This window comes from Mesorhizobium sp. M0998 (assembly GCF_040318885.1).
GTDB lineage: Bacteria > Pseudomonadota > Alphaproteobacteria > Rhizobiales > Rhizobiaceae > Mesorhizobium.
Genome location: NZ_JAMYND010000001.1, coordinates 273,680 through 300,403 on the forward strand (window position 1 = coordinate 273,680; position 26,724 = coordinate 300,403).

General features: G+C 61.0%; 21 protein-coding genes. 10 read left to right on the forward strand and 11 right to left on the reverse strand.

The genetic code is table 11. The annotated features are described in order from the left end of the window. Positions 1 to 248: 248 nt before the first annotated feature. The 5 genes from NKH59_RS01415 to NKH59_RS01435 form a co-directional block, all read right to left on the reverse strand. A complete protein-coding gene (locus NKH59_RS01415; protein WP_352925647.1) occupies positions 249 to 1,241 on the reverse strand; it encodes an ABC transporter ATP-binding protein in 993 nt (330 codons plus the stop codon). Continuing rightward, positions 1,238 to 2,263: an ABC transporter ATP-binding protein gene (locus tag NKH59_RS01420; RefSeq protein ID WP_352472482.1), complete on the reverse strand. Its 1,026-nt coding sequence runs from the start codon at positions 2,261 to 2,263 to the stop codon at positions 1,238 to 1,240. Before NKH59_RS01420 ends, NKH59_RS01415 begins: the two co-directional genes overlap by 4 nt. Beyond that, a complete protein-coding gene (locus NKH59_RS01425; RefSeq protein WP_352541714.1) occupies positions 2,253 to 3,227 on the reverse strand; it encodes an ABC transporter permease in 975 nt (324 codons plus the stop codon). Before NKH59_RS01425 ends, NKH59_RS01420 begins: the two co-directional genes overlap by 11 nt. Beyond that, complete coding sequence (locus NKH59_RS01430) at positions 3,227 to 4,255, reverse strand: ABC transporter permease (RefSeq protein ID WP_352817209.1); 1,029 nt, start codon at positions 4,253 to 4,255, stop codon at positions 3,227 to 3,229. The genes NKH59_RS01425 and NKH59_RS01430 overlap by 1 nt, the downstream gene beginning before the upstream one ends. A gap of 107 nt (positions 4,256 to 4,362) precedes the next feature. After that, a complete protein-coding gene (locus tag NKH59_RS01435; protein ID WP_352817208.1) occupies positions 4,363 to 6,036 on the reverse strand; it encodes an ABC transporter substrate-binding protein in 1,674 nt (557 codons plus the stop codon). A gap of 299 nt (positions 6,037 to 6,335) precedes the next feature. On the opposite strand from NKH59_RS01435, the gene NKH59_RS01440 reads away from it, so the two are divergent. The 8 genes from NKH59_RS01440 to NKH59_RS01475 all read left to right on the forward strand — a co-directional run bounded on the left by NKH59_RS01440 (position 6,336) and on the right by NKH59_RS01475 (position 16,742). After that, positions 6,336 to 7,061, forward strand: coding sequence for a LuxR family transcriptional regulator (locus NKH59_RS01440; protein ID WP_245274646.1), 726 nt, complete (start codon positions 6,336 to 6,338; stop codon positions 7,059 to 7,061). Positions 7,062 to 7,234: 173 nt separating this feature from the next. Beyond that, positions 7,235 to 8,134 (forward strand): proline iminopeptidase-family hydrolase, encoded by a 900-nt coding sequence (locus NKH59_RS01445; protein WP_352472479.1) that lies wholly within the window; start codon positions 7,235 to 7,237, stop codon positions 8,132 to 8,134. Positions 8,135 to 8,620: 486 nt separating this feature from the next. After that, positions 8,621 to 8,869 (forward strand): hypothetical protein, encoded by a 249-nt coding sequence (locus NKH59_RS01450; RefSeq protein ID WP_352472478.1) that lies wholly within the window; start codon positions 8,621 to 8,623, stop codon positions 8,867 to 8,869. A gap of 253 nt (positions 8,870 to 9,122) precedes the next feature. Then, positions 9,123 to 11,861, forward strand: coding sequence for an AMP-binding protein (locus NKH59_RS01455; RefSeq protein ID WP_502906932.1), 2,739 nt, complete (start codon positions 9,123 to 9,125; stop codon positions 11,859 to 11,861). Next, complete coding sequence (gene nadE / locus NKH59_RS01460) at positions 11,858 to 12,841, forward strand: NAD(+) synthase (protein WP_352472523.1); 984 nt, start codon at positions 11,858 to 11,860, stop codon at positions 12,839 to 12,841. The genes NKH59_RS01455 and nadE overlap by 4 nt, the downstream gene beginning before the upstream one ends. A gap of 3 nt (positions 12,842 to 12,844) precedes the next feature. Further along, complete coding sequence (gene asnB / locus NKH59_RS01465; RefSeq protein WP_352817203.1) at positions 12,845 to 14,866, forward strand: asparagine synthase (glutamine-hydrolyzing); 2,022 nt, start codon at positions 12,845 to 12,847, stop codon at positions 14,864 to 14,866. Continuing rightward, a complete protein-coding gene (locus tag NKH59_RS01470) occupies positions 14,863 to 16,419 on the forward strand; it encodes a class I adenylate-forming enzyme family protein (RefSeq protein WP_352817201.1) in 1,557 nt (518 codons plus the stop codon). The genes asnB and NKH59_RS01470 overlap by 4 nt, the downstream gene beginning before the upstream one ends. Positions 16,420 to 16,475: 56 nt before the next feature. Further along, on the forward strand, positions 16,476 to 16,742 hold the full coding sequence (locus tag NKH59_RS01475) for an acyl carrier protein (protein WP_023675628.1): 267 nt from the start codon (positions 16,476 to 16,478) through the stop codon (positions 16,740 to 16,742). A 99-nt stretch (positions 16,743 to 16,841) separates the two neighbouring features. Here the strand turns inward: NKH59_RS01475 and NKH59_RS01480 are convergent, their stop codons facing one another. Continuing rightward, positions 16,842 to 17,534, reverse strand: a complete 693-nt coding sequence (locus NKH59_RS01480; protein WP_352817199.1) for a N5-glutamine methyltransferase family protein — start codon at positions 17,532 to 17,534, stop codon at positions 16,842 to 16,844. Between the two features lie 399 nt (positions 17,535 to 17,933). Between NKH59_RS01480 and NKH59_RS01485 the strand changes: the two genes are divergently transcribed. Together NKH59_RS01485 and NKH59_RS01490 are read left to right on the forward strand one after the other, a co-directional pair. Beyond that, entirely contained in the window at positions 17,934 to 19,685 is a 1,752-nt protein-coding gene (locus NKH59_RS01485) for a type I secretion system permease/ATPase (protein WP_352472473.1), read from the forward strand. 239 nt (positions 19,686 to 19,924) lie between these two features. Further along, positions 19,925 to 21,223 carry an HlyD family type I secretion periplasmic adaptor subunit gene (locus NKH59_RS01490; RefSeq protein WP_352472472.1) on the forward strand — a complete coding sequence of 433 codons (1,299 nt, stop codon included), beginning with the start codon at positions 19,925 to 19,927 and terminating at the stop codon, positions 21,221 to 21,223. A 58-nt stretch (positions 21,224 to 21,281) separates the two neighbouring features. On the opposite strand, the gene NKH59_RS01495 is transcribed toward NKH59_RS01490, so the two are convergent. The 5 genes from NKH59_RS01495 to NKH59_RS01515 all read right to left on the reverse strand — a co-directional run bounded on the left by NKH59_RS01495 (position 21,282) and on the right by NKH59_RS01515 (position 26,685). Further along, entirely contained in the window at positions 21,282 to 22,544 is a 1,263-nt protein-coding gene (locus NKH59_RS01495; protein ID WP_352541721.1) for a polysaccharide biosynthesis/export family protein, read from the reverse strand. After that, positions 22,531 to 23,802, reverse strand: coding sequence for a hypothetical protein (locus tag NKH59_RS01500; RefSeq protein ID WP_352817197.1), 1,272 nt, complete (start codon positions 23,800 to 23,802; stop codon positions 22,531 to 22,533). Before NKH59_RS01500 ends, NKH59_RS01495 begins: the two co-directional genes overlap by 14 nt. After that, positions 23,799 to 24,803: an SDR family NAD(P)-dependent oxidoreductase gene (locus tag NKH59_RS01505; RefSeq protein WP_352472469.1), complete on the reverse strand. Its 1,005-nt coding sequence runs from the start codon at positions 24,801 to 24,803 to the stop codon at positions 23,799 to 23,801. Before NKH59_RS01505 ends, NKH59_RS01500 begins: the two co-directional genes overlap by 4 nt. A gap of 74 nt (positions 24,804 to 24,877) precedes the next feature. Then, positions 24,878 to 25,552 carry a sugar transferase gene (locus NKH59_RS01510; RefSeq protein ID WP_352817195.1) on the reverse strand — a complete coding sequence of 225 codons (675 nt, stop codon included), beginning with the start codon at positions 25,550 to 25,552 and terminating at the stop codon, positions 24,878 to 24,880. Further along, the gene (locus tag NKH59_RS01515) at positions 25,549 to 26,685 is read right to left on the reverse strand and encodes a DegT/DnrJ/EryC1/StrS family aminotransferase (protein ID WP_352472522.1); all 1,137 of its coding nucleotides are present in this window, start codon (positions 26,683 to 26,685) and stop codon (positions 25,549 to 25,551) included. Before NKH59_RS01515 ends, NKH59_RS01510 begins: the two co-directional genes overlap by 4 nt. Between the last annotated feature and the right edge of the window lie 39 nt (positions 26,686 to 26,724).

Here is a 26,724-nt window from a genome sequence, read left to right on the forward strand (position 1 = left end):
AAGAGTGGCCTCCCACATTCCGTCCTCGCCGGCGCAAAATCACGCAGCGCTGTACGGCCGCCGTCCTTCAAATCGTAGCATCGCTCGGCAACGCGAGAACAGTTACTTTAGTATTAGGCATCCGCGATGCCCGGCCGCCGAAGCGCAACATAGCGCCGGATCGTGCGGCGTCCAGATCGGCCTCTATTCTCGCCGAAGCAATGATTACGGCTGACGGTCCGGATATCGTTGAACGAGAATTCCCCTAGTCAACCGTCGGCTGGATGATGGCACGCGACCAGGCGGCCCTCGCCAATGCTTTGGAGAAGCGGGCGCTCGCTGCGGCAGATCGGGGTGGCAGCTGGGCAACGGGTGTGGAACCGGCACCCCGAGGGTGGGTTCATCGGGCTGGGCAGATCACCCTTGAGCACCAGCCGGCCGCGCCGCGCCCGGTCAATGCTGGGTATCGGCACGGCGGAACGCAGCGCCGCGGTGTAATGGTGTCTGGGCGCCACAAAGACCTCGTCGGTCGGCCCGCTCTCCACGATTGACCCCAGATACATCACCGCCACACGGCTCGAGATTTGACGCACCACGGAAAGATCGTGGGCGATGAACACATAGGTCAAGTTGAACTCCTCGCGCAGGTCGGCGAGCAGATTGACGATCTGCGCCTGGATCGACACGTCGAGCGCCGAGACCGGCTCGTCGGCCACGATCAGCCGTGGCCGCAGCGCCAGCGCGCGGGCGATGCCGATACGCTGGCGCTGGCCGCCGGAGAATTCGTGCGGGTAGCGCGATGCGTGCTGGGGCGACAAGTCGACCCGGCGCAGGAGCTCGGCCACGCGGTCCGCCATTTCCGATGCCGAGAGGCGTTCATGGATGCGGAACGGATCGGCCAGCAGATCGCCGACCCGCCGGCGCGGATTGAGCGAAGCGCTGGGATCCTGAAAGACCATCTGCATCTGCCGCCGCAACGGACGAAGCTGGCGCTGGGAGGCGTCGCTGATGTCGCGGCCCTCGAATTCCAGCGACCCCGAGCTGATTTCGGTCAGACGCACCAGACACCGGCCAAGCGTGGATTTGCCGCAACCGGACTCGCCGACGATGCCGAGGGTCTCCCCGGGCCAGATGTCGAGCGACACCCTATCAACCGCATGCACGGTCCGGCGCTGCGCCGGGAAGATCGAGCGGCCGACGCTATAGCGCTTCGACAGGTCGCCGGCACGAAGCAGCGGACGTTCGAGTGGCCTGGCATTCATCGTTGCATCTCCACCACGCCGCCAGGCCTCTGGGCAGCGAATTGTCTGCGCGTAGGCTCCGGCAACAGGCACGCGGCGCGATGGCTCTCGCCTTGCATGATCGGCAGTTGAACCAGACAGGCGTCGTGGCGAAAGGCGCAGCGGGGGCTGAAGGCGCAGCCTTTCGGCAGGTTGGAGAGCGACGGCGGAATTCCCGGAATGGCAGCGAGCCGGGCTGGACGTGGTCCCTCCATCGGCGGGATCGAGCCGAACAAGCCCCATGTGTAGGGATGCAGCGGCGCCCGGAACACGCTGCTCTTGCCGCCCTCCTCGACAAAGCGTCCGCCATACATAACCAGTACCCGGTCCGCGACTTCGGCGACGACGCCAAGATCATGCGTGACCAGGATCACAGCGGAACCGAACTGGTCGCGCAATCGTCCGATCAGTTCGAGGATCTGCGCCTGCACGGTAACATCGAGGGCTGTAGTCGGTTCATCCGCGACGAGCAGCGCCGGGTTGCACGAGAGCGCCATGGCAATCACCGCGCGCTGGCGCATACCGCCGGAAAGCTGGTGCGGGTAGCTGTCGATGACCCGATCCGGATTTGCGATGCCGACCGCATCCAGCAATTGCACGGCCCTCGCCCGTGCCGCTTTCGCCGACACCTTTTCATGCGCGCGGACCTGCTCGCCGATCTGGTTGCCGATCGTATGCACCGGGGTGAGCGCAGACATCGGATCCTGGAAGATCATCGCGATTTGGCGGCCGCGGATGGCATCGAGCGCACGCCGCTTGAGCCCGATCAGCTCCTGTCCCATGAAACGGATGGAACCGGAGACGATAGCGTTGGGGCTGTCGATCAACCCCATAATGGCGAGCAAGGTCTGGCTTTTGCCCGAACCGGATTCGCCGACCACACCGACGATCTCGCGCTGCTCGACGGAGAACGAAACACCTCCCACCGCCCGCACCAGGCCTTCGTCGCTGCGGAAGGAGACAGTGAGGTCCTTGACCACCAGAAGGGGAGCATCAGCCGACATTGCGCGCCCTCGGGTCGATTATGACGAAGACGACGTCGACGACGAAGTTTGCCATCACCACGAAGAAGGCGGCGTAAATCACCGTGGCCAGGATCATCGGCAGATCGAGGGTCTGCAGCGCCTCATACGTCAGTTTTCCGACACCCTGCAATCCGAAGACCACTTCGGTCAACAGCGCGCCGCCGCCGACCAAGGCACCGAAATCGAGGCCGAACATGGTGACGAATGCGACCAAAGAGGTCCTGAGGCCATGATGCAGCAGCACCCGGCGTTCGCCGATCCCCTTGGCCCGGGCGGTGCGGATGAAATCCTCCTGCATCATTTCGATCAGGCTTGCCCGCAGCACCCGGCCGTAGAGGCCGACATAAAGGGTTGCCAGCGTGAACCACGGAATGACGAGCGCCTTGAACCAGCCCCAGGGATTCTCGGTCAGGGGGATGTAGCCGAGCGGAGGAACCCAGGAAAACAGCCAGTTGTCGTGCCAGCGGCTTTGCGTCAGCAGGTTGGCGACCTCGCCCAGCCAGAAGACCGGGATCGACACGCCTACCAGGCTCAGGATCATCAGCGCGCGATCAATGAATGTACCACGCGTTGCGCCTGCGATCACACCGACGATCAATCCGCCGAGCACCCACAGCACTGCCGCGCCGCCGACCAGCGACAGCGTCACGGGAATGGCGCTTATCACGGTCGGAATGACACGCTGCCCGCGATTGACGAAGGAGGTGAGATCGCGGCTGACGAAAAGCCGGTTCATCATCAGCCCATATTGCACCGGCAATGGGCGGTCGAGACCGAAATCGTGGCGCACCTGGATCAGCGTCTCTTGCGAAGCATTGCGGCCGGCAATGCGCGCCGATGGATCAGCGCCAGGCGTCGCAAAGAAGATCAGGAAAGCGACGACGCTGATACCGAACATAACCAGCACCATCTGGCCAAGCCGGAAGCCGAGCGCGGCAACCACTAGACGCCCCTCGGCGAGGATTTCGGATCGAGCGCGTCGCGCACGCCGTCGCCCAGAATGTTTAGGGCTAGCACCGTGATCACAATGGCTAGCCCCGGCACCAGTGCCACGACCGGCCGCGAATAGAGCAGGCCCTGGCCGTCCTGGATGATCGTGCCCCAGCTGGCATCCGGCGGCTGCACGCCGATCGACAGGAACGACAGCGAGGATTCCGTCATCATGTTGAGCGCCAGGATCAGCGGCACGAAAACGATGATGCGGGTCACCACATTGGGCATGATGTCGCGCAAAAGGATGCGCCAGGGCGATGCGCCAAGGCCGATCGCAGCGGTGACGAATTCGGCATGCATTAAGGTCAGGACATGGCCGCGGATCGGCCGCGCCACATAGGGCACATAGACGATGCCGATGATGAAGACCGGTAGCCACAGGCTGCCGGAGCGGATTTCGAACGGACCGATCTGGATACTCTGCGCAATCAGCACGATCGACAATGAAATTGCCAACAGGAAAATCGGAAAAGCCCAGAGCACGTCGAGAATGCGCGACAGGCCGATGTCGACGATGCCGCCGAAGAAGCCGGAAACGACCCCAAGGAATGTCGCGAGGACAAGGCACAGCACGGCTGCAGCACCCGAGATCAACAGCGAATCCCGTCCGCCGTAAAGCAGCCGCGCCGCGACGTCACGGCCCTGGTTGTCGGCACCCAGCATATAGGGTCCGATGCGCCAGGTCGGCCCGACCGGCGTCATGCCGAGGCCAAGGCCTTCGGTGGAGGGCTGCAGCACCGGCTGGGTCACCCCATCGACGACGATCTCGCCATTGAGATTGGTCACAAATGGATCGGTGCCGGAGACGTACCGCGCATAAAGCGGCGCCGCGAGCGAGGCGATCACGATGACGACGAGCACGGCGAAGGCAGATATTGCCGAACGATCGCCTTTCAGCTTGCGCCATGCGGTGCGCCACGGGCCATCGGTGGCCCGGCGAACCGGGATGGCAGGCTGGTCCGCAATGACATTGACCATGAACAGGATTGCCTGGGAAAAATCGCGGCCTGGAAGATGCGCTGATCCGCCGGAAAAGGAAATGCGACGGAGAGCCAGCGGCACTCCGTCGCATTGGCTCCGGTCGGCTATTCCACCCAGGACTGGCTGACAATCCAGTAGAATTGCGGGCTGAAGGTGAAGTTCTTCAGCCTGGAAGAGATCACATCGACGCGCTTTGGCGTGAACAGGACAGCGACCGGAGCCTTGTCCGTCACAGCCTTGTCGATGGCGGTCCAGAGTGTCGCGCCCTTGGCCGGATCGGCGATGGTGGCTGCCTCTGCCTCATCCATCGATGCGTCGATCGACTTGTCGCAGAACCCCGAAATATTGACCGAGGCGTCGGAGCCCGGCGTAAACGAGGCACAGCTGAACAAGACCTGCAGGAAATTCGATGGCGCCGGGTAGTCCTGGAACCATTGCGAGATCGAAATCTGCACCTTGTTATTGGTGTTCTGGATGTAGGTGAACTGTATGTTCTGCGAGATCGGCTTGACCGACGTCTTGTAGCCAAGCTGGTTGAGCACATCCTGCAGGTAGACGCCGATCGCTTTGGAGACCGTGGTGTCCTCGGTGATGATCGTCACCTCCTGACCTGCGGTTCCCGATTCAGCGACCAATTGCTTGGCCTTGTCCATATCCGGTGCTGACCACTTCTCGCCCGGATTGGCGGTGAACGGGCAATAGGCCGCAAATGACGGGAAGCCCGGTGGCAGGATCTGGCAGGCCGGCTGCGCCAGATTGCTGCCGCCGAACAGCTTGACGATCGCGGCGCGGTCGATCGCGAAGTTCACTGCCTGGCGAACGCGGATGTCGTTGAACGGCGCCAGATTGGTGTTCATCGGCGCGTACCACATCGCTGTCAGCGGATGAACCGTGACCTGCTTGGCATATTTGGTGCCGAGTTCAGCGAGACGGTCGGACGGCGGCGGGTCGAACATCCAGTCCGCCTGGCCGTTCTCGACAGCGGTCACCGCCGCCTCGTCGGTTAGGCCGAATTCGTAGTCGATCTCGTCCGGATATCCGGCCGGCTGCGCTTCCTTGCTCCATTCCTTGAAATGAGGGTTGCGCACAATCTTCATCAGCTTGTTGGGATCGTAGCTGGCGATCATGTAGGGTCCGGTGCCCAGGATCGGATCGGTGCCGGCGTCCTTCGGCGGCGCGCTCGCCGGCAGGATCGACGCATGCGGAACAGCCAGCTTCTGCAGGAACTCGGCATCCGGCTGGACCAGATTGAAGGTAATGTTTCCGGCGGCGTCGTCGACTGACAGGCCACCTTCGAGGGTACACGTCGCAGGCGTCTTCAAGCACGCATCCGCGCCGACGATGCCTTTGTAGAAGGTCCCGGCCGTCGGCCCGCTGATCTTGAAGATGCGTTGGAACGAAGCCACCACGTCCTTCGTGGTGACATCCGACCCATCCGCGAATTTGATGCCCTTGCGCAGCTTGAAGACGTAGGTCTTGCCGCCGTTCTCGACCTGCGGGAGGCTTTCCGCCAGGTCCGCGACGACTTCGAAACCGGTCTTGTCCCCGGCCTTCTTGTAGGTCACCAGGCCATCGTAGAGGACATAATTGATCTGGAAATACTGCAGCGTGTAGTTGATGTGCGGATCGGCGGTGCCTGCCGCGGCATTGGCCAGCAGTCGGAGTGTGCCGCCTGGCTTGCCCTCGGTGGCCAGGGCACTGTTTGCCGGCGACATCATGGACACGCCGAGCAGAGCCAGGCAGGGCATCAACGCTGCAAATGCTTTTTGGGGTCGCATATTTGTTCCCTCATGGAGGCGTCTCGGCTTTTGCCGCGCTGAGCCCGGTCGATCGACCATTGCGCGGCTGAAACAGTCTGGGTTTGCGAACGGTGTCCGCTACTTGGCCCAATCGCAAAAGACTACGGCGAGCGAAGCCGGTCGGGATAGCTATTAAGATAGATAGGGTCGGACAGGCTTATCCCCGCCTATTTGTTGAGCAGCCGGCCGACATGGCTATTTGACAAGCAATCATCAGCGGGTAAGCTTGCCCGATGCAAAGCCTTCCAGGCGATCTAGAGAGCCGGTTCCAAACCGGAATGAGCATCGACGCTGCCATGGCGGTGGCAACGGAGGTGCTGGAGCCCATCGGTTTCACCGCATTCATCTACGACTATACGCCCGTGCCGGTCAGTCACAAGGGCGAGCTTATCACGCCCTCGTTGATGGCTCTGCGCAACGTGCCGCGCGACATGCAGGATCTCTGGTGCAAGGGCGGATATTATCAGCTTGACCCGGTGCAGGAGGCCGCGCTCACCGTATCGAGACCGTTTCTCTGGTCGCACAGCGGCGTTCAGAGCACCGTCATGCAGCGCGTGCTCCAGTCCAAGCACGATCCTGTGGTCAGCTATTTGCTTGACACCAGGATGACCTGCGGCGTCACCGTACCCATTCGCCTTGCCGGCGGCGATCTCGCCACCTTCACTGCGATCCGTGCCGATCCGGAGGCCGGGTTCGAGCTCGAAGCCAGACCCTTGATCGCCGAGATCGGAGATCTGGGTCATCTGCTGCATGACTCCGCCTACGCCGGTTTCGACGCCGGAATCCGCACCTGCCAACATGTCCATCTGACGTCGCGCGAACGTCAGTGCCTGCGCCTGGCCGCTGCCGGACTGACGGCCAAGCAGGTTGCGCGTGAGATTGGCCGCGCGGTGCCTACCGCAACGCTGCACCTCAACGCGGCGACGCGAAAGCTTGGCGCGCGCAACCGCTTCCATGCCATCGCGCTCGCCGCCCATTACCGGCTGCTCGAACCGGAGCATTGAGGCTCGCGACCTGCGGGCGATCGGCCTTGCCTCGGGCGAACCCATAACCGGCGAACCTATAAATAGTGCTAGCTGTAAATGCGCTGGGCCGCTTAGTACCGTCGGCCGCAAACAAGGCTTGGGAGGGGTGCACCAAAGTGGCTCCTGCCGCGCCATGATGCGGAGCTTGGACTGTGACGGCACATGCGATCACCGAAGGATTTAGCGACTACAAGGGCTATCGCACCTGGTACCGTGTGACCGGGGACATCGGGTCGGGCAAGGTGCCCCTGGTCGTCGCTCATGGTGGACCGGGCTGCACCCACGACTATGTGGACTCATTCAAGGAGCTTGCCGGAACCGGGCGAGCCGTCATCCACTACGATCAGATCGGCAACGGCAAATCGACCCATCTGCCGGACAAGGGCGGCGACTTCTGGACCGTCGATTTCTTCCTGGGCGAACTCGATGCGTTGCTCGCCCATCTCAGCATTGCCGGCCATTATGCCCTGCTCGGCCAGTCCTGGGGCGGCATACTCTCGGCCGAGCACGCCGTGCGCCGCCCTGAGGGGCTGAAGGCATTGATCCTGGCCAATTCGCTGGCCTCGATGGCGCTGTGGGTGGAAGGAGCCCGGCAATTGCGCGCCGAGTTGCCAGCCGATGTGCAAAGTGCGCTCGACCGGCACGAAGCGGCGGGAACCACCGATCAGCCCGAATATGTTGCGGCGACGAAGGCTTTCTACGACCGTCATGTCTGTCGCGTCGTTCCGATGCCGCCAGAGGTCGCCCGGACATTTGCGGCAATCGAGGAAGATCCGACCGTCTATCACACCATGAACGGTCCGAATGAGTTCCACGTCATCGGCACGATGCGGAACTGGACCATCGTTGACCGCCTGCATCGGATCGAGGCGCCGACCCTGGTTTTCCGCGGCTTCTACGACGAAGCGACCGAGGCCTGCGTCCAGCCCTTTCTGGATCTTATCCCGTGCGTTGAAGGCCTGGTCTTCCCGAATTCCAGCCACATGCCGCATGTGGAGGAAAAGCACGACTGCCTCAGCGCCGTCGGGCGTTTCCTGGCCAAATACGATTAACGTTCCAGCACCAGGCCTTCTGTTCCAACGGATCGTCGACACGACGCAGTCGTCGTGAGGCAGGTTCAGAAAACCTCGAACCGTCCCATTTCTCCGCCGACGCACATTGCTATGCCTCGGTGATGGCGACGCCACGCTATGTGGATGTCTCGCAAAGGCCTGCAGGGTCGTCCGATGAGGCCAAATCACGGGCAGAATGCCAGATCACGGACAGCATAAAGGAGCCCATTCGAGCGCCTTTTCCATTGCCCGCGGAGGCGGAGGCCTAACGTTGCGGCGCAGATTGGCATGTCGCCGGCATGGCCGCAATCAGCCTGCCTTCCCCTGAACTGGCATCCCGTCGCTGAAAAACCTGACGGATACGGAGGACCAAGTTGCCGGTGGGTACGGAAAGTATCGGACCCAAAGTTTCGCCAAGCAGTTGCAACCGAATTCATTAGCCGGCGTTAAAGTGCGGGTGATCTAGCGGGGCATGGGGAGGCTTTCATGCAGACGTATCTCGTCGAGCGTATGGACGGCGACGATGTTATCTCGGTGCGCGTTGTCAACGCGCCGAGTCCGTTCAGAGCCGCAGCTATGATGACGGGCGGGCGTATTACCTTCCGAACGTGGGAAAAGGATTGGATCCGCGTGACCGACGAAAATCGGGGACAGATCTATGCCTATTGTTTCGTCCCCGGCAGCTATTCCGACACCGAAACATCGGCGGTATCGTCCGGAAGAACCACCGAATAGGCAATATGCCTGAATAGCGGCAATTCCATCTTCGACCCCACCTTGGTCTTCGAGCCCGCCTTGGCATGTGTCCGTGTCATGCGCACCACAACAGCCAGCGAGCCCGGCATGATTGGCTCTGCCGGCGGCTTGCGAAACAGGCGAAGTGACTAACCAAGCGTCATTGAGCGAAGATCGGGGCATCATCAGAATGATCGATGAAAAGATTGGGGCGGGGGGCGATAAGTGACCCTAATCTTAGCGTAGGCAACTCATGTCTTCGGCATATTTGGGATCAGAAGTCGCGGATCAGGATCTAGCGGTGGATTGTCAGACAACGACCTCGGATAATTGGTCAAGTGTCCCACAATACGCACTGGATCAGGGTGGTCCCGTACTGCGCCCATTTCAAAGATTGGGCGTCGATTTTACCAACATTGCGGCCTTCGATCACCTGAGAAATGTCGTCCGCCAGTACCCCGACAAGCTTGCAATCAGCGACGGCGCCAATCGTCTGACCTATTCCCAGCTCCTCCGGTCAGTCGAGACGCTGTCCCACCAGATCGCGGCGGCCGTCCCAGACGGACAGGCGATAGGGATTCTTCAGGCCAACTCGGCCTGGTATCCCATTGCCATGCTGGCAAGCATGACGGCTGGGCGGCCTTCGGTGCCACTCAACGCGCGAGATCCTAGCTCGCGTATCCTTGAAATCGTGGCCGGGGCGCGGCTCTCAGCTGTCCTGGGCGAGGGCAATGTCCGACCCGATGGTTTGCCTCACCTGGTCAGTTGGATCGATGTGTCGACCAGTGCGGCCTCGCAGGCTGGGCAAGTGCCTCGTTCTTATTTCGTCTCGGTCGATGCGCCCGCCATCGTGCTTTATACGTCAGGGAGTACGGGCAGGCCCAAAGGCATCGTTAACAGCCAGCGCAGCTTGCTATGCCGGGTCCAGCAATATGTCGATGCGTGCCACATCAACTCGGATGACGTTTTCCTGCCATTGACCGGACCGGCCACAATCGCCGGGTGCCGGGAGATTCTTGCTGCTCTTCTCACCGGCGCCACCTTGCATCTGGTCGAAGTCGAAGCGGTCGGCTTGCGCGCCGTTCAACGCCTGGTGCGATCCGAAGACGTGACAATCACCTATCTGGTGCCGGCACTGCTTCGCGCGCTTATGGCAGACGGACCTGCAGAAGCGTTCCATTCACTCAGAGTCGCCCGGATCGGTGGCGAGAAGGTGCCCTGGACCGACATCGCCCTGCTGCGCAAGGCCGTCTCCGATACGTGCCTTATCCAGATCGGTTATTCGTCAACCGAGACCACCGGCTCGCAATGGTTCCTGCCGCGAGACTGGCCAGAGCATGGAGATTCGGTTCCAGTTGGCTGGCTGCTGCCTGGAATCACCTTCGCAATTGTCGACGAAGCGGGCCGCCGCGTTCAACCGGGCCGCAGCGGAGAACTTCTGATCAGGAGCCCGTATGTCCTGCTTGGCCATTGGGAGGACGGGGCGGTTGTGCCGGCAACATCAGACCCGCACGATCCAGGCCTTCGGATTTTCGCGACAGGTGACCTCGTTCGACTTGATGATCAAGGCCTGCTGCACATCGTCGGTCGCAAGGGGCGCCAGGTAAAAATCAACGGTCGACGCGTCGAGCCAGCCGAACTCGAACGGGTGCTGCGTTGTGCACCCTCTGTCGCGGATGCCGTGGCAATCGTGACGGCCGCGAATGAGCTTGTCGCCTTTGCTATTCCTCGGCGCTCGGCCGAAGCGACCTTTTCGGACGAGCTTCGCCAGCTTGTCAGGACCAATCTGCCGCCGCCGCTGCGTCCCTTGCGGTTGCACACGATCGCCGAGATTCCGCGTCTGCCGAGCGGCAAAGTCGACATCACGACACTTGCAGAGATGGATCTTTCAGCCAGAGAGACAGCGGCGACCGCGCGTCCGCTCGAGCCGCAAGGCAAGCTGACCGCGCAGCAGGTCGTCCAGCGGGCATGGACCAGCATTCTCAATACGCGCGTAGCGGCAGGACGCTGGGATGACGCCGGAGGAGATTCGCTAAAGCTGCTGCACTGCGTCATGGAAATCGAAAGCGCCATCGGGCAGGAACTCGGCCTTGAGGCCTTCACCGTCGGGATGAGCCTGGAGCAAATGATCAAGGCGGTCGTGTCCGCCCAGGCAGGCGATCAAAGCGCGCGCGCCCAGAAGCACGACCCTCCCATTCTTTTTCTGTTCCCGGGGTCCGTCGGCTATGGCCCGAGCCTTGCTGCCTTTGCAGCAGCGATGGGCAAGGTGACCCGTGTTGCCCCGATCAGGTATCCGGCCCTGGCTATGATACTGCGCGGACAAGACAGCCTCGCCGATATGGCCGACGCCGCCGTCGACCAGATCCGCCGCGCCCAACCCTCGGGCCATGTACGACTTCTCGGCCATTCGCTCGGCGGCGCTGTTGCCTTCGAAGTTGCGGCGCGGCTGCTGGCAGCGGGGCGAACCGTAAAGTTCCTCGGCATCCTCGACACCAGCCTCGTCGGGGAGCGAAGCGCCCGCTGGGAGACGTTTACGCGCACAGTCAATCGAATCCGAACCAACCGCGTGTCCGCTTACCGGATGGCTTGCCGCGCCCTCGCGAAAGTTGCCGTGGCAATGAAGCGCGAGGCACAACTGGTCCAGTTTCTCGACCGCTTCGCTCAAGGACAGTTCAACGCGACGAGCTTTAGAACCAAACTAGAACTGCAAGAGGTTTTGCGCGCGCAAGCCTTCTTCCAGTGGGTGGCCGAGCCAAAGCCGGCTCTGCCGATCACAGGCACCCTGTTCCGCTGTGCTCGACCCGGAATGCCTCTGGCAATCGGCTGGGATAACGTCTTCGCCCATCTGGACGTGATTCCGATCGTCGGCAGCCACATCGATCTGGTTGTAGAGCCTCACCTTACCACCAATCGTCCCCTTATCGAGAAAGCGGTGGCGAAAACCTATTCGCCAATCGAGTCTCGCAAACTGGAGTACAAGCCATCGACCTGATCTCATCATTCGGCAAAGACGCCCTGGTGCTCGACGCTGGCGCGGAAGTCGATCGCATCGTCCAGATCTTGCGCCAGCAGGTCCTTGGCACGCTGCGACGTCGAGGCGTGGTTGTCGGCCTCTCAGGCGGCATCGACAGCTCCGTCGTTGCGGCGTTGTGTGTTCGCGCCTTTGGGAAAGGCAAGGTCCTCGGGATATTCATGCCGGAGCGCCATTCCTCCGGCGACTCACTGAGGCTCGGCCGCATTGTCGCCGCACACCTTGGTATCGAAACGATCCTGGAGGATATAACGCCGGCCCTGGAAGCGACCGGCGCCTATAGACGGCAGACCGAAGCAATCCAGACCGTCGTTCCCGAATATGGGGACGGCTGGAAATGCAAGCTGGTGCTCGCCTCGGTTCTCGAGAGCAACGGTCTCAACATCACGCGCCTCACGGTTCAGGACCCCGAGGGCAGGACCGACACAGTGCGCCTGCCGTCGGCAGCCTATCTGCAGATCGTCGCTGCAACCAACTACAAGCAGCGCCTGCGCAAGATGACCGAATACTACCATGCCGACCGCCTCAACTACGCGGTAGCGGGCACGCCGAACCGCCTGGAGTACGACCAGGGCTTCTTCGTCAAGCAGGGCGACGGAATTGCCGACCTGATGCCAATCGTCCACCTCTACAAGACCCAGGTCTACCAATTGGCCGAATATCTTGGGGTGGACGAAGAGGTCCGGCGCAGACCGCCCACCACGGACACCTTCTCGATGGCGCAGAGTCAGGAGGAGTTCTACTTCGCGCTTCCTTATTATCTGATGGATCTGTGCCTCTACGGCTTGAACCATGGGATCGCCGACGAAGACGTCGCTGAGGCAACCAGCCTCACGGTGATGCAGGTCCAGAAGGTTTTCAAGGATATCGACAGCAAGCGGCGCGCCGCACGTTATCTTCACGCGCGGCCGTTGGTGTCCTCTTCAATGGGCGAGGGCTAGGCGATGTGCGGCATCGCCGGAATTGTGTCGCTGAGCGCCGCAGCGGCGCCCCCTTCCCGGGATGCGCTGATACGTATGGCGGGGGCGCTGGCGCATCGCGGCCCGGACGAGCGCGGGCTTTACCGGGACAGACGTGCAGGATTGGCGCATGCCCGCCTGTCCGTCATCGATCTCGCAAGCGGCCAGCAGCCACTCGCCGGCGCGGGCGACACGATGTGGATCGTCTTCAACGGCGAAATCTTCAATTACGTCGAGCTGCGACAAGACCTGGTCGCGCTCGGTTATCGCTTCCGCACACACAGCGACACCGAGGTCATCGTCCATGCCTATCATGCCTGGGGCGAGGCCGCCTTCGAGCGAATGAATGGGCAGTGGGCAGTCGCCATCTGGGACTCCGTGGCAGGTCGTCTCGTCTTGTCTCGGGATCGGTTCGGCATCTGCCCGCTGCACTTTTGCGAGCATGGCGGGCGGCTTTACTTCGCCAGCGAGGTGAAGGCCATTTTCGCGGCCGATGCGGATATACCCCGCGCCTTCGATCCAGCCGGCATCGATCAGACTTTCACACTCTGGACTGTCGCGCCGCCACAAGGCGTGTTTGGAGGAGTAAGCGAACTCACGCCGGGGCATGTCCGCATTTATGACAGCGGCGTCGTCCGGGAGCGGGCTTTTTGGAAGCCTGACTATCCAGAGGTTGACGGACCCGGCGATGATGAATTCACCGGCTCGCTTGATGACGCGGTGGAGGAAGTGCGCAGCGCCCTGGAAGCCGCGACGGCGCTCAGGATAGTACGCGCCGACGTGCCGGTCGGCTGCTATTTGTCCGGCGGGCTCGACAGCTCGCTGGTCGCCACCCTAGGGAGACGCTTCGCGGGCGAGCGCTTCCAGACTTTCTCGCTGCGTTTTGCCGACGCCGAGTATGATGAGACGCATTTCCAGCGCCTGGTTGCCGGCATGGCCGGCAGTGACCATCATGAGGTGGTTGTTTCGCGCAGCGATATCGCTGGCATCTTCCCTGAGGTGATCTACCACACCGAGCGGCCAATCCTCAGGACCGCGCCGGCGCCGCTGTTCCTGCTCTCGAGACTGGTGCGCCAGCACGGCATCAAGGTCGTGCTGACCGGTGAAGGGGCCGACGAAATGTTCGCCGGCTACGATTTGTTCCGCGAGGGCAAGGTCCGCCGCTTCTGGGGACGCCAGCCCGCCTCGACGCGACGCTCGCGGCTGCTGGAGCGCCTCTATCCCTATCTCAGCCGCTCGCCGGTGCAGCAGCAGGCAATGGCACGCCAGTTCTTCGGGCGCGACATTCACGCCTGTGACGCGCCTGGTTTTGCGCATGGCACGCGCTGGCGTACCACAAGCGCCATCAAGCGGCTGTTTTCGGCAGACATGCGCGCCCAAACGGAGCGCCGCAACGCCGTGTCCGAGCTGCTTGCCCGCCTGCCGCCGGAGTTGTCGCGATGGGGCTCTCTTGCGCAGGACCAGTACATAGAGATTCAGACGCTGATGTCGGGATACCTGCTTTCCTCACAAGGGGACAGAATGCTGATGGCTCATTCCGTCGAGGGGCGCTTCCCGTTCCTCGATCATGAACTCGTGAGACTCGCGAATTCGCTTCCGGCCGCCTACAAGCTGCGCGTGCTCGATGAAAAGCATGTGCTGAAGCGCGTAGCGCAACCGATCGTGCCGTCGGAAATCGTCACCCGCAAGAAGCAGCCTTACCGGGCTCCCAACGCGCTTTGCTTTGTCGCAGATGGCGCTCCGGCCTACATTCGCGAAGCACTTTCGGAGGCGGCGCTGCGCGAAGCGAACGTCTTCGATCCCAAGTCGGTTACCCGGCTGCTGAGCAAGTGCCAGGCCAGCGCCGGCGGCGGCGACCTGTCCAACTCCGACAATATGGCGCTGGTCGGAGTGCTGTCGACGCAGCTTCTCCATCGGCAATTTATCGCGAGCCGTCCAAGTGGGGCCCGCACGCTCAAGCTCAGCATCGATATCGACCGCGAACACCGCGAAGAGGTGCTCGCATGATGCATGGCGCCGTACCGCTCCTGCACGACTATCTCACCCACTCTGCCAGCCGGCTCGGCGACAAGGTGGCCCTAGTGTGCGGCAATCAACGCGTCACTTATGGCGATCTCGATATGCGTTCGAACGCCATAGCGCACCATTTGACCGATGCCGGAATTGCGCGTGGCGATCGCGTGGTGGTCTTCGCCGACAACACTGTCGAGGCCGTCATTGCGTTCTGGGCGGTGCTCAAGGCCAACGCCGTGGTGTGCATCGTCAATCCGCTCACCAAAAGCGACAAGCTTGATTATCTGCTCAACGATTGCCGCCCGACGGCACTGATCACCGACAAACACCTGCACTCGATTTTCAGGGAGCCGGCGCGGAATTGCCCATCGTTGCGCCGCATGATCGTCTCCGGGCCGATCGAACACAGCGACCTGCAAGAATTGCCGCATGCTGTGCGCTGGGACGCCGCGGTCGCGGCAGCCCGCAGCACGCCGCCCTGGCGCCGCTGCATCGACATCGATCTCGCTGCGATCATTTATACGTCCGGCTCGACGGGCGAGCCCAAGGGCGTGATGCTGACGCATCGAAACATGATCGCCGCGTGCGCCTCGATTTCCTCATACCTGGCGCTTGCCGAAGACGAGGTGATCCTCAATGTCCTGCCGCTCGCCTTCGACTACGGTCTTTACCAGATGATCATGGCATTCGGCGCGGGCGCCCGGCTGGTGCTTGAGCGCTCATTCGCCTTCCCGGCGCAGATCCTTGGGCTGATCAAGCAAGAAAGGGTGACGGGTTTTCCCGGCGTACCGACCATCTTCGCCGCACTCGGGGAGCTCAGGTCTCTCAGGGATCAGGATTTTTCGAGTATTCGCTACGTCACGAACACTGCGGCCGCCCTGCCGCTCAAGCACATTCTCCTGCTGCAGGAACTGTTTTCTGGCGCCCGCATCTATTCGATGTACGGCCTTACCGAATGCAAGCGCTGCACCTACCTGCCGCCGGAGGATCTGGAGCGAAAGCCGTCGAGCGTCGGGATCGCCATCCCCAATACGGAAATGTGGATTGTCGACGAGCATGACAGGCGGGTCGGCCCCGGCATCGTTGGTCAGCTCGTCATCCGCGGAGCGACGGTGATGAAGGGCTATTGGGGCAAACCGGAGGCGACAGCCAGGAAGCTCAAGCCCGGCCTGCTGCCGGGTGAGCAGGTCCTATACACCGGCGACTACTGCCGGATGGACGCCGAGGGCTACCTCTACTTCGTCGGTCGCGGCGACGAGATCATAAAATCGCGCGGAGAGAAGATAGCGCCGAAGGAGGTGGAAAACGTGTTGATGAACATTGCGGGCGTACGGGAAGCCGCGGTCATCGGCGTTCCGGACGAACTGCTCGGGCAAGCAGTGAAGGCATTTGTCGTGATGGAGCAGGGAAGCATGATCGGTGAAAAGCAGTTGCAGAAAGAGTGCCAGAGACGGCTGGAAAACTTCATGGTTCCGAAGTCCATCGTCATCGTACCCAGTCTGCCGATGACCGACACGGGTAAGCTCAAAAAAACGGCCCTGTCATGAGTCGGTACCAGGGCGAAGTTGATCAGCATTCATCTTTTGTACCGGAGGCGAAATAAATGTTATCTACCAAGGATAGAACCGATACCTGCAGCGAACAAATTCGCGCTTTCCTGGCCTCGAATTTCTATATAGCCGATCCCGAGAGCCTGGAGAGCGACACCTCGCTCCTCGACCAGGGCATCGTGGACTCGACGGGTGTGCTCGAGGTTATCGGCTTCATCGAGGAGACCTTCGGCATCACGGTCGAAGACAGCGAGCTGCTGCCGGAGAATCTCGATTCCATCGAGGGAATTGCGCAATACGTCATGCGCAAGAGAAACTGACGCAAGAGAAACTGATTTCCGAAATCTCGCGCAACTCTGTTTCAGCTTCCCGGCCGTTTCTAGCCGCGACAGCGCGTCTACCTGCCGCGGCTGCGATGCTTACGCCTGCGCCCTCGTATGTCCCACAACCACCCTGACCTCACAGGCCTGGTTGGTGACTGCCCGGATACTCTCATAGGCCTTGGAACGCTCGAGCAAACTCATGACCTGCCGGTCCTGGCCAAGCCCCACTTCGAAAAGCAGGATGCCTCCGCGCCGCAAATAACGCGGCGCCTCCTTGAGCACCCGCATGTGGATGCTCAGGCCGTAGGGGCCGGCTGCGAATGCTTCACGCGGCTCGAGCTCGACCAGATGCGAACGGTCGCCCTCGAGCCGTTTTTCCGAAATGTAGGGCGGGTTGCAAACGATCACGTCGATCGTGCCGTCGAGCTCCAAGCCTGAGAAGGCGCTGAACAAGTCGCCCTGAAGCACCGTTACCCGGTCCTCGATTTTAAGATGGGTGACGTTGCGGCGCGCGACCTCCACGCATCCGTCGGTAAGATCGCTTGCCCACACGCGCGCGGTGGGAGCGTGGTGCGCGATGGCGCACGCCAGATTGCCCGCCCCACAGCACATGTCGACAACGCGAGGCACCGGCAGGTTCAGTTGGCTCAGGACATCGAGAGCGGCCTTGCCGAGCAGTTCCGTTTCCGGCCGAGGAACAAGCGCACCGGGCGAGACCAGCAACTGCAATCCCATGAAGGTGCTGCGCCCCCTGCCGTAGGCATCGGCAACATTGATCTCTTCGCTCACGACACTCGCCTCCCCGATTTAGCCGGCGTTGGTGGCCGACGTACCGATGAAGTGTATCTCAAAACCGTTTAACTCTCGATCGACAAAATCAAAACCCATCCGTCGCCAGACGCTTTGAAGCCTTGATGCTACAAAGATGATCATAAGCTTCTGGCGGGTGTCATGATTAGGAATATCTCCTTACCTGACCCGGTTATCCCCAGCCTGGCGAGCCAGTTGCCGAATTCTCAGCCTGGCGTCACGATTTTGCTACATTTTAATCAAAGAAGGCACGTATGTAAGCAATTCGTAATGTTCAGCAGCGGGGCGGGGCTGCTGCTTCCCGGAAGGTTAAAGTTTGTCCCTCATCGAAAGAATCGACGAGATTGCGCGGCAATTTCGCGTCAACGAGCGCACATCATGAAGTCGACCAAAGGGCGCTCGCTCGATCTCCGCTCCGCAATGTTCGGCTGTGTGCACGGCCTCGTCGGCGTAGGCGTTTTCTCGGCATTGATAAATATCCTCGCCTTGACCGGCTCCGTCTACATGCTCCAGGTCTATGACCGCGTGCTGCCTTCGCAGAGCGTGCCGACTCTTATCGGATTTACAGTCGGGATGCTGGGACTTTACGCGGCCTATGGGCTCCTCGATTTCGTGAGGCTTCGCCTGTTGGTCCGCATCGGCAGCCGCCTGCATAGAAATCTGCAGCAAAAAGCGTTCGCAGCCTCGCTTTCCCTGCCCCTCGTCGCCGGGCCGGATGCGAACCGGGTACACCCGCTTCGTGATCTGGACCAGCTACGTGGCTTTCTTTCCGGGCTCGGGCCGACAGTCTTGTTCGACGCTCCCTGGATACCATTTTATATGGTGGTCATCTATCTGCTGCACCCCGCGCTTGGCGTACTGGCAACGCTCGGCGCATGTGCCGTTGTGTTTTTGACGGTGGTTGCCGAGATCATCGGCCGCAAACCAGCGGCTCGTGCATCTGAGACACTCGTAGCGCAGCGGCTTCTGGCCGACTCCGGCCGCCGCAACGCAGAGGTTGTTCAGGCGATGGGCCTTTCCGCCCCGCTTAGCCGGCGCTGGAACGAGGTCAGTCATCTTTATCTGAAGAACCAGGAACGGCTCTCCGACGTCGTCGGCGCAGCAAGCTCACTGTCGAAGACGCTCCGAATGGCCCTGCAATCATGTGTGCTGGGGCTTGGTGCCTACCTTGTGATCGGCGGCGAGGCCTCGCCCGGCGTGATCATTGCATCGTCCATATTGCTGGGCCGCTCGCTGGCACCGGTCGATGTGGCGATCGCAAACTGGAGAGGGTTTCTGGCAACCCGCAAAAGCTATTCCGAGCTGGCGGCAGCCCTGGATGCTTTTGATAGCCAGCAAGAGCCAATGGAACTGCCCGGCCCGAAGGCTGAGCTTGCGGTCGAGGAATTGACCGTCGCGCCACCAAGCCTGCAGAAGCCCACCATCTTCAATGTAAGCTTCCGCTTGGCGAGAGGCGCAGGGTTGGCGGTCGTCGGCCCGAGCGGCTCCGGCAAGACCACGCTCGTGCGCGCTTTGGTCGGCGCATGGAAGCCGCTTCGTGGCACGGTAAGATTGGACGGCGCCTCGCTCGATCAGTGGAACTCAGAACTGCTCGGCATTCATATTGGCTACCTGCCGCAGGACGTTGAGCTGTTCGACGGGACGATCGCCGACAACATTTCGAGGTTCGGCGGTAAAAGCGACGCAAAAGGCGTGCTGGCAGCTGCCAAGGCTGCGGGCGTGGACAAGATGATCATGCGTCTTCCGCAGGGTTTTCAAACACGCATCGGAGAAGGCGGCGCGGCCCTTTCGGCTGGGCAGAGGCAGCTCGTCGGGCTTGCCAGGGCACTTTACGGCGATCCATTCCTCGTCGTTCTTGACGAACCAAATTCCAATCTGGATGCAGACGGTGATGCTGCTTTGGCCGGCGCAATCCTGGCAGTGCGTCGGCGCGGCGGTATCGTGATCGTCGTTGCGCATCGCCCCTCCGCTCTCGTCAACATCGATCAGGTACTCGTCCTGTCGAACGGGATGCTCCATTCGTTCGGCTCGCGCGAAGACGTTCTGGCAAATGTGGTCCGGCCCTTCCCGCGCCCGGACAAGCCAAACATTGTCGTTCCGCTGCAGCACGGTGCAAGCGGGCATGCGTGAGGTATTGCTTAGTGTCTAACGTGACCATGTCGTCATATGCTGCGGTTGGCGGCGAAGGCCCGCCGACCGGGCAGAAGCCGCAGCCGGATGGGATTCGAGCCAATCTACCCTGGGGTACTCTGGTCCGGAGCCTAGCAGCACATTGCCGTTCCGCCGCACAAGGGTGCAGCCGGGCATATGCGAGGTATCGCTCTGCTGTTGCCGTGTCATACGTCGCAGCCGGTGGCGAAGGCCGTTCGTTGGAGACGAAGCCAGAGCCGGATGGCATCCGGGCCAATCTGCTCTTGGGCCTGGCAACCAGCTTGCTGTTGATCTTTGGCGGAGGGCTCTGGTTGGGATTGACCAAGATTGCCGGCGCGGTGATTGCGCCCGCAACCGTGGTGGTCGAAAGCAACATTAAAAAAGTCCAGCATCAAACCGGCGGCACCATCGGCGGAATCTTCGCGCAGGACGGCGATCATGTGAAGGCCGGCGATGTGTTGGTCAGGCTGGACAACACATTGACCCGAGCAAACCTGCAGATAGTCACCGAGGACCTCAATCGCGCCACCATTCGTCTGGCCCGACTGGAGGCCGAGCGCCAGGGTCTGCCGGAAATGCAGACCCCGCCCGACCTTCGCGCTCAAATGGGCGACCCGCAAGTGGCGGCACTTGTCAGTGGCGAGCGTGCCTTGTTTGAAAGCCGTGCTGCGGCGCTGGCTGGCCAGAAGGCACAATTACAAAGCCGCGCGAAGCAGCTGGAACGTCAGATCGATGGCCTCAAATCGCAGCAGTCTGCAACGGACGAGTCTCTGGATCTGCTGACCAAGAACCTTGCGGATGTCGAATCTCTCTACGCAAAGAAGTTGGTGTCCAAGGAGAGGTTGAGCAATGTCAGCCTGGACAAGACCCGGGCTCGCGGCGAATCGGGACGCCTTGTCGCAGCGATAGCAGAGGTCCAAGCTCACATCAGTGAAACGGACCTGCAGGTGCTTCAGCTCGACGAACAAATGCGGAGCGACGTGACCAACGAACTTCGCGAAACGGAAGCCAAGCAGACCGAGCTCAGTGAGCGCAAGGTGGTGGCCGAAGACGAACTCAGCAGGACAGACATTCGTGCCCCGCAATCGGGCACAGTACAAGAATCCTCGGTCCATACCGTAGGAGGCGTGATTGGCGCGGGAGAGGTGCTCATGATGATTGTGCCCGATTCCGACAACCTTGTCGTCGACGCTTCCATTCCTCCGTCGCGTATCGACGAGATTCATCCCGGACAGCAGGTGTCGATCCGCTTTCCAGCGTTCGACGCCGGCACCACACCTGCTTGCGAAGGCTCGGTCAAGCGCGTCTCAGCGGATCTGATCAAGGATCAGCAACGCCAGCTTTCCTTTTTTTCGGCGCGTATCGACGTCGAGAATGAAGCGACGTGCCTGACAGGAGAGAAAATCCTCAAACCGGGCATGCCCGCCGAAGTCCACATAAGAACCGACGAGCGCAGTGTCTGGTCCTACTTGATGAAGCCCCTCACCGACCAGTTTTCCAGAGCTTTCAGGCAGTAAAGCGGTTGCCACACTCAACCGACAGTGCGGCGGCCGATTGGATCGGGGCGCAGCCGATCTATCGGGTCGCCGCATTTTCGAGAGCGCTGCTGAATCTGACCTCGATCGTGTCTCCCGGCATGACCTCGGTGTCTTCTTGGGCAAGCTGTTTTCGCCATTCTTCGCCGACCTTGCGAATGATCGTGACCTCGGCCTGGATCGTTTCGCCGGCAACCGGCAACGGCAGAGCGGCCGCTCCCGTGGGCTGCAACTTCTGGCTGGCGGCGCGAAGTCTTGCGCCAACGTCGGCAAGACGCACGTTGGTATCCTTCAACTCAGTCAGCAGACCCATTCTTCTTTGGTTGACATTGCGTTCGTGCTGTCTGGTAAAATCGTCCTGCTGACGTCGTGCTCTCATAAGCTCAACCGACGTTTCGAGTGCCCGGCTGGAAGAAAGAACCAAAGCGCGCCGGACATCGGCAAGCCGGGTATTGGTTAGATTTCCGGACTCAAACGCTTTCCTTACGCGCGCCAGCTCGTCTTCGTCCGCCTTCACTCCATCCGCTTCGGCCTGCTCGCGCTTGAGCAGGGTCTCGGTTTGTGCAGCAGCATCCTTGCCACTTTTTTCGAGAAAGCCCTGCTCTTGCCGGAAGTTGTCCAACGAGAGCTTCAGCCCTTCCGCTTCAGCCTGCGCGATCGCCGACGCAAAACTTGCCGGCAAGGGAGATCCTTGTGGTGGCTGCATGTCGAAAGTCGGTTTGTCCTGAAGTTCGGCGCGGATGCGGGCGCTATGAAAATAATCTCTCGTATATTCCCCCCAAAGCGACTCGTAATCGCGCCGCAGATCCACCGGATCCGGGCCAACCTGGTTTGCCCGGGACCGCAAAAGGCTGAAACCGCCTGACACGGCAATCGCCTGCCGCACGGTCATCAGCGGGCGGTAGGCCTGCTGTCCGGGAGTGAGCACGTCGCCGGTCACATAGATCGGCCTGTACTCCGCAACCACGGCGGTCACGTCTGTCGGCTTGATGACGATCATTTGCTCCCGCCCATCAGGCAGACGCTGGTGGAATATCTTGGTCGGCAAGATCGTCTGCATGCGCGTTTGCAGTTCAGCCGGAGTTAAGCCCCCCACCGAAACCATCCCGACTTCGGGAAGCGCGATCGTGCCGTCCATCTGGACCACCGCACGTTGCGTTCGCTCCGGGATGGAGGCAATTCCAATCTCGACGGTGTCGCCGGCAGAAAGTCGATAGGCGACCCGCGGTTCCGCTGCAGCAGCCGTATTCATGGCAGCCAGCATACCGAACACGACAAGAAGCATTCGATCAACGAGGACCATTGGCGGCAATCTCCTTCTGGTTCGACCGCGGCTCTTCCGGCCAATCGAGACGGGTGACGAATTCGTAGACCGGCCCGCCAGGCACGCCCCAGTTGCTCGACCAGATTACCTGTGAGCCGTCGGGGGATGGCGAGGCATGGGTCTCGCTCCAGTAATCGGACGGGACGTTGTGAGTTTGCGTGACGCGTCGAACCTCCCCGCTGCCGTCGAGGCGAAGCGCGATCACCTCTCGCGCATATGGCGCCCAGTCGGGATTGGCAGATATCTCTTCCGGCTTGCCGCCATAGCTTACGAACACCCAACCGCGCCTGTCCAATGCCCGCAGGGATGCATGCTCGGCTTCGCCAAACTTCATAAGTGAGGTGACCTTTCCGTCGGCCAGCCTCCTTTTGATGACGTGATATTTGTCAGGGTCGGACTTGCTGATGCCCACGAAAACTTCGCTGCCATCTTTATCCACCGTCATATCGCCATGGCCGGGGCGATGATGGTCAGTCCACCTCTGCCGCAACGTCCCGTCGACGGAGAAAATAGCCCGCTGCTCTGTGTCCTCGTTCACATTCTGAAAGCACAGGATGTTCGCTCCGAGCGGGGAGATCGAGCAGGCGCTGACGGTTCCGGCAAGCTGAGCAAGATCGATGTCCGGAAATTTCCGGCGCTGCTTGAGATCATAGGCAAATACAACCATCGCGCCATCCCCACGGATTGCGCGCACTGCTATGCGATCGCCGTCACGGCTGGGATTGCCTTTGGACGGCCCGAACTGAAGATCACGATAATTCGGTGAAACGAACAGGACGTCTTCGCGATTGGTCCGCGGCGCCCAGGTCGAAATTTTCCGGTCCTGAACGCAGATCATCAGATCGGCATTTTGCGGATGCCATTCGCATTCAGCCGATCGAGCACGACGGAAGAGCGGGACATAGGTCTGCCCGTCGAAAAAGCACATGCCATTGCAGCCGTTGGTGATGACGAGGAGAGTCTGGTCCGAATTCCAGGCCTGGGCGCTGGAATAACGGTGGCTGCAGAATTTTTTCTCGCATACGACTCCATTCCCAAGGGCCCCAGGCTTGGTAATGCGCATGAAAATTGTCCCGAAGGCTGGGTCGGTCGCGGGTTGGAGATAATCGGGCAAGTCCATCGTCACTGGCGCAACAAATTGTCTCGACGCGCTGCTTTGCCGACTGCCTGCCATGGTCAAATCCAACGACAAGGCAGCCGCAATCAACAGAGCCAATCCTCCCGGGCGAAAGCTCATGTCATGTAGCCCATCTCGTGTCGCACCCGGCCTTCGCTGAGGCGCCCTTGCCACCATCCGATGGTCCGCTCCAGGCCTTCGCGCAGGCTGGTCTGGGCACGCCATCCAGTCTTGCTTTCGAGGAGCGAAGAATCGGCCAGCAAGGCACGCACCTCGGAATTCTGCGGCCGCAGGCGGCGCTCGTCCCGGTGGATTGGTTTCTTGCAGCCACTCAACTCGATCACCAGATCCAATATGTCCGAGATCGTCACGGCGCGCTGGCTTCCGGCATTGTAGGCATGGCCAAATTCGAGCTCGGCGGAACCTGCGGTCAAAAACGCCGCCGCGGTGTCTTCCACGAAAGTAAGATCGCGGATCGGGCTTGTGTCTCCCACCATGATCGCCGGGCATTTCTTGTCGAGAGCCTGGCGTATAATGGTCGGTACTATGGCCCGCTCACTCTGGCGCGGGCCGTACGTATTGAAGGGCCGCATGATGACCACAGGGATGTCGAACGATCTGGCGTAGGACTCCGCCATCATGTCCGCGCCGATCTTGGATGCCGAATATGGTGACTGTCCCTGCAACGGGTGCGATTCGCTGATAGGCATTGTCAGCGCGGTGCCATAAACCTCGCTTGTCGAGGTGTGCACCACACGTTCCGTATCCCATTGGCGCGCCGCTTCGAGGACGTTGACCGTGCCCAGGATGTTCGTTTCTACATAGGACTGGGCCGCGGCGTACGAATATGGGATAGCTATCAGTGCGGCGAGATGAAACACGACCGCCTGGCCACGCACGATCCGGTTAAGGAAGGCGCTGTCACGAACATCGCCGCGGATGAGGTTCAACTGGCTTCGAATGGTGTCCGGCAAATCGTCCAGCCAGCCGTGGCTGTCGAAGGAATTGTAGAGAGCCAGCGCAGTGACGTCCGCGCCGCTACGGACGAGTGCTTCGGTGAGATGCGACCCGATGAATCCGTCGGCACCGGTAACCAGAACTTTCCTGCCCTTGTATGCCATGACCCAAGCGTTCCCCCTATGACGTGAGGCACTGACTTTGCAAATCCACGAGAGTGCGGGTGTTCCACCTGCTCTCAAGTTCCGATCGGCGACGGCGAAACCACCCCAAGCACCGCCAGCAAGCCGCGCACCATCCACACAACATCGGACCCGATCGTGCGCTGCGGATAATAGGAAAGGTCGAGCCTGGCTTTGGCAGGAAACAGAACCTGGCGATAGAACAGTAGCGGGTCCATCGATCGCGGATAGAAACGGGCTTCATGCCGGAAGAGAACCTGGGCTGGACCCAGCAAGCCTGGCTTGTATTGTAAAATGTCTTCGAAGCCCCCGCGAAAACAGTCGGCGAAGGCAAGGCTCTCCGGGCGTGGCCCGATGATTGCCATCTCGCCTCTGAAGACGTTCCAAAGCTGTGGCAGTTCGTCGAACTTGGTGACCGCGAGGAACCGTCCTATCGGCGTCATGCGGCTGTCATCGGCCATGGTCAGAGCCAAGCCACCGGGGTCACATTGCACGCTGAACTTGCGAAACTTGTACATGCGGAATGGGCGAGCACCGGCCCCGACGCGGGTCTGTGTGAAGAAGATGGGCCGACCGCCTTCCAGCAGCAGCGCCACGGCAATCAGCAGCATCAGCGGGCCAAAGACGATCGCCGCGGCTGCAGCAATGACGAGATCGATTGCTCGTCTCGCAGACCCATGGGCGGCGCTCGAGCCGTTAGGCCTGTGAATGGCTAGGTCCAGGGCATTCATGCGGCTGTTCCTGTCTGAGCGCAGTTATTGACCGCCGCGGCAAGAGCGACCACCACCGTTTCGACCAAAGGTGCGGTGATCTGCGGATGCAGCGGTACAGTCAGTTCGCGCTGGGCGAAATCTTCAGTGCGCGGTAAGTGAGTACCGGGAATGAGCTCACGATAGAGCGTCATCTGGTGCACCGGCGGGTAGTGGATAGTGGTTTGTATCCCTTGCCCGCGCAGTGCGTCGATGACGTCTTGCCTGTCGGCGTAACGTGGCAAAAGGATAGGCATGATGTGGTAGGCCGACGTCCGCGGCTCGTGGAACGGGATGGTCACGGCTGGGCAATGCTTCGCTATGAGACGACGATACAGCATGACCAGGATACGCCTGATCTCATTCCACTCTTGCAGATTTTGCAGCTGGACCAGTCCGATCGCAGCCCGCAATTCATCCATGCGATAGTTGAATCCGAGCATGGTGACATCATACTGAGGGGTGCGGCTGTTCAGCCTTTGACGTGTCCCGGTGGTCATCCCATGTCCACGCGCCTGGCGGATTGTCTCGAGCAGACCGGCATCCCTGGCGATCACAGCCCCGCCTTCCGCCGTGGTCATGTTCTTGTTGCCGTAGAAGCTGAAGGCGGCCGCGGCACCAAATGTCCCCACCTCCTTCAAGCCCGGCGCATGCGCGGCGTCCTCGACGATGTGTAGCCCCCGGGCACGGGCGAACCTCTGCCATTGTTCCCGATCGGCGAGGTAGCCGGCGAAATGAACGAGAATGATTGCCTTGGTGCGGGCCGTGCATTTCGCTTCGGCTTCCACGATCGACATCAGCGGCACGTCGGCTGACTCGATGTCGACGAAAACCGGCGTCGCACCGACATAGAGGACCGCATTTGCGGTCGCCACGAACGTCAAGGATGGCACCAGCACCTCGTCGCCCGGTCCGATGCCAAGTGCGTGCAAAATGAGATGAAGCGCTGCGGTGCAAGAACTGACCGCGACGCAATCCTCCGCATCATGAACGTCGGCAAAAGCTTGTTCGAAGGCTCGTACCTGCTCCCCCATGGTCAGCCAGCCGCTGTCGATGACCCTGGTCAAAGCAGTCTTCTCCGGCACACCCAAGATCGGGGCACTGACCAAGAGCATCACAACCTCCTAGACTGATAACTGTGGGAACCGGGCTCG

Excerpts from the sequence above, each read along its gene's own strand:
- NKH59_RS01415 (WP_352925647.1), bottom strand. The coding sequence starts at position 1,241 with ATGAATGCCAGGCCACTCGAACGTCCGCTGCTTCGTGCCGGCGACCTG.
- NKH59_RS01420 (WP_352472482.1), bottom strand. The coding sequence starts at position 2,263 with ATGTCGGCTGATGCTCCCCTTCTGGTGGTCAAGGACCTCACTGTCTCC.
- NKH59_RS01430 (WP_352817209.1), bottom strand. The coding sequence starts at position 4,255 with ATGGTCAATGTCATTGCGGACCAGCCTGCCATCCCGGTTCGCCGGGCC.
- NKH59_RS01435 (WP_352817208.1), bottom strand. The coding sequence starts at position 6,036 with ATGCGACCCCAAAAAGCATTTGCAGCGTTGATGCCCTGCCTGGCTCTG.
- NKH59_RS01440 (WP_245274646.1), top strand. The coding sequence starts at position 6,336 with ATGAGCATCGACGCTGCCATGGCGGTGGCAACGGAGGTGCTGGAGCCC.
- NKH59_RS01450 (WP_352472478.1), top strand. The coding sequence starts at position 8,621 with ATGCAGACGTATCTCGTCGAGCGTATGGACGGCGACGATGTTATCTCG.
- NKH59_RS01455 (WP_502906932.1), top strand. The coding sequence starts at position 9,123 with ATGTCTTCGGCATATTTGGGATCAGAAGTCGCGGATCAGGATCTAGCG.
- asnB (WP_352817203.1), top strand. The coding sequence starts at position 12,845 with ATGTGCGGCATCGCCGGAATTGTGTCGCTGAGCGCCGCAGCGGCGCCC.
- NKH59_RS01470 (WP_352817201.1), top strand. The coding sequence starts at position 14,863 with ATGATGCATGGCGCCGTACCGCTCCTGCACGACTATCTCACCCACTCT.
- NKH59_RS01475 (WP_023675628.1), top strand. The coding sequence starts at position 16,476 with ATGTTATCTACCAAGGATAGAACCGATACCTGCAGCGAACAAATTCGC.
- NKH59_RS01485 (WP_352472473.1), top strand. The coding sequence starts at position 17,934 with ATGAAGTCGACCAAAGGGCGCTCGCTCGATCTCCGCTCCGCAATGTTC.
- NKH59_RS01495 (WP_352541721.1), bottom strand. The coding sequence starts at position 22,544 with ATGGTCCTCGTTGATCGAATGCTTCTTGTCGTGTTCGGTATGCTGGCT.
- NKH59_RS01500 (WP_352817197.1), bottom strand. The coding sequence starts at position 23,802 with ATGAGCTTTCGCCCGGGAGGATTGGCTCTGTTGATTGCGGCTGCCTTG.
- NKH59_RS01505 (WP_352472469.1), bottom strand. The coding sequence starts at position 24,803 with ATGGCATACAAGGGCAGGAAAGTTCTGGTTACCGGTGCCGACGGATTC.
- NKH59_RS01510 (WP_352817195.1), bottom strand. The coding sequence starts at position 25,552 with ATGAATGCCCTGGACCTAGCCATTCACAGGCCTAACGGCTCGAGCGCC.
- NKH59_RS01515 (WP_352472522.1), bottom strand. The coding sequence starts at position 26,685 with ATGCTCTTGGTCAGTGCCCCGATCTTGGGTGTGCCGGAGAAGACTGCT.